Origin of the sequence: Winogradskyella sp. SYSU M77433, from assembly GCF_029911945.1 — a bacterium.
GTDB lineage: Bacteria > Bacteroidota > Bacteroidia > Flavobacteriales > Flavobacteriaceae > Winogradskyella.
The window spans coordinates 1-2,294 of the sequence record NZ_JARYTG010000021.1 but is presented as its reverse complement, the minus strand read 5'-3'; the positions used below and the strand labels follow the sequence as shown (position 1 = coordinate 2,294).

The window sequence follows — 2,294 nt, the reverse complement described above, 5'->3', positions numbered from 1 at the left end:
GAAAGTCAGCACTACTTCCTAACTGGTGGTTATGTATTTGACCTCTCAGAGAACACAGAACTTAAGCCTTCGTTCTTGGTAAAGTCTTCTTTCGATGCTCCGACATCTTTCGATGCCAACCTGAACGTACGTTTCTATAAGAAACTTGAGTTCGGGGCTTCATACAGATTGGACGATTCTTTCTCTGGATTGGTAAACTTTGCCATATCACCTGCATTTAGAATCGGTTATGCATACGATGCGGTAACTTCGGATATAAAGGCCTATGCTCCTGCCTCGCACGAGGTTATGTTGCTGTTCGACCTTAATTTCCCTAAACGTGTCTCTCGTTCACCTAGATACTTCTAATCAGTTAAGCTAATAACAATTATGAAAAACTTAAAAACACTTTTATTTATTACCTTGATGGGTAGTTTAAGCTTAACTGCTCAGAACAAGGACACCAAAAAAGCAGACAAGCACTTTGACAGGTTCGAGTTTGTGGATGCTGCTGAAGACTATACAAAACTTGTCGAAAAAGGAAAGGGCGATGCCTACGTTTACGGAAGGCTTGCTGAGAGTTACTATAACATCTTCAACACTGTAGAGGCTGAGCGTTGGTACGCAAAAGCTCTTGAGGCTTCTGAAACAGATGATCCTGAAGTGGTGTACAAGTATTCTCAGATGCTAAAGGCCAATGGTAAGTACGAAGAATCTAACCAACAGATGGAACGCTTTGCTTCTATGAGACCTTCAGACGATAGAGCTATGGCTTACAAGGCTAACCCTAACTACCTGCCTAAAATCTTGGAACAAGGCAAAAAGTTCAACCTTCAGAATGCGGACTTCAACTCGGAGCAGTCGGACTTCGGTGGTACGCTACACGATGGTAAACTTTGGGTAACCTCTGGACGTAACAATAGCAGAAAAACCTATGGATGGAACGACCAACCTTTCTTGGATGTCTACTCAATGACTAAGAACTCGGATGGTTCCTACCAAGCTGCGGAATTAGCTAATAACAAAATCAATACAAAGTACCATGAAGGTTTAGTGACCTTTACTCCAGATGGTAAGACCATGTACTTCTCTAGAGAAAGTTATTTTGAAAAGGATTATGAAAAGGATTCATTGAGTAAGGTAAGATATAGCCAACTGTACCTTTTCAAGGCTACAAAACTTGGTGATGATTGGGATACTGTGGAAAGCTTGTCTATTAACAGTGAGAACTACTCAGTAAAGAATCCTGCGGTAAGCCCAGATGGTAGCACACTATACTTTGCTTCAAACATGCCAGATGGTTATGGCGGGTTTGATATCTACAAAGCGACTATAAATGATGACGGTACCATTGGTGAGCCTGTTAACATGGGACAGAAGATAAATACAGAGGGACAAGAAATGTTCCCTTACGTTAGCAGCAACAATACGCTGTACTTCTCTTCTAACGGTCACTTGGGACTGGGTGGTCTTGATGTATTCTATACCAAGGAAGTTGATGGTAAATGGACTCCTATCAGAAACGTAGGTATCCCTGTGAACAGTAATGCAGATGATTTTGCCTTTACTATCGATGAGGAAACAGAAGAAGGCTTTGTATCTTCGAACAGAGAGGGTGGAAAAGGTAGTGACGACATCTATTTTGTTAAGAAGCTTCAACCGTTGTGTGATGTGATGATTCTTGCTACGGTATTAGATGATAAGACTCGTGAGCCTATAAGTGGTGCTGCGGTATCTTTGTTCGATGCTGAGGGTAACAAAGTAGTATCAAGAACAACTAATGCTGAGGGTGTTGCTGAGTTTATGGTAGAATGTGAGCAAGATACGGAACTTGAAGTGGTTATGGACGGCTTTGAAAGTAAAAAAGTGCCTGTAGCTGGTTCTGGTGAAGAAGAGGTTAATGTACAGATATCTCTTGATCCTATTGAGAAAATCATCGTGGCTGATAAGGTGGAGCTAAACCCTATCTTCTTTGAGTTCGATAAGTCTAACATTACTGCGGAAGCGGCATTTGAACTGGATAAACTGGTACAGGTGATGAACAAGTACCCAGAAATGGTTATTAAGGCAACTTCGCATACTGATAACAGAGGTCCAGATAGCTATAACATGGCGCTATCGGACAGAAGAGCTAAGACTACCGTACAGTATGTCATCTCTAAAGGTATCGATGCTTCGCGTATATCTGGTGTTGGAATGGGCGAATCTGAACCGCGTATCGACTGTGCTAGTGGTTGTACTAAAGAACAGCATGCTGATAACAGACGTTCTGAATTTATTATCGTAAATACTCAGGAAAACGAGTAACGTTTGTT

General features: G+C 41.6%; 2 protein-coding genes. Both read left to right on the top strand.

Annotated features, from left to right (window positions below):
* Window positions 1-348, top strand: a 348-nt coding sequence (locus QGM60_RS18060; protein ID WP_281141640.1) for a PorP/SprF family type IX secretion system membrane protein, incomplete at its 5' end; no start/stop codon positions are given.
* Between the two features lie 21 nt (window positions 349-369).
* On the top strand, window positions 370-2,286 hold the full coding sequence (locus QGM60_RS18055) for an OmpA family protein (RefSeq protein ID WP_281141639.1): 1,917 nt from the start codon (window positions 370-372) through the stop codon (window positions 2,284-2,286).
* Window positions 2,287-2,294: the final 8 nt, after the last annotated feature.

Bases quoted from the DNA above. Each gene is read 5' to 3' on its own strand.
- QGM60_RS18055 (WP_281141639.1), top strand. From the start codon at position 370: ATGAAAAACTTAAAAACACTTTTATTTATTACCTTGATGGGTAGTTTA.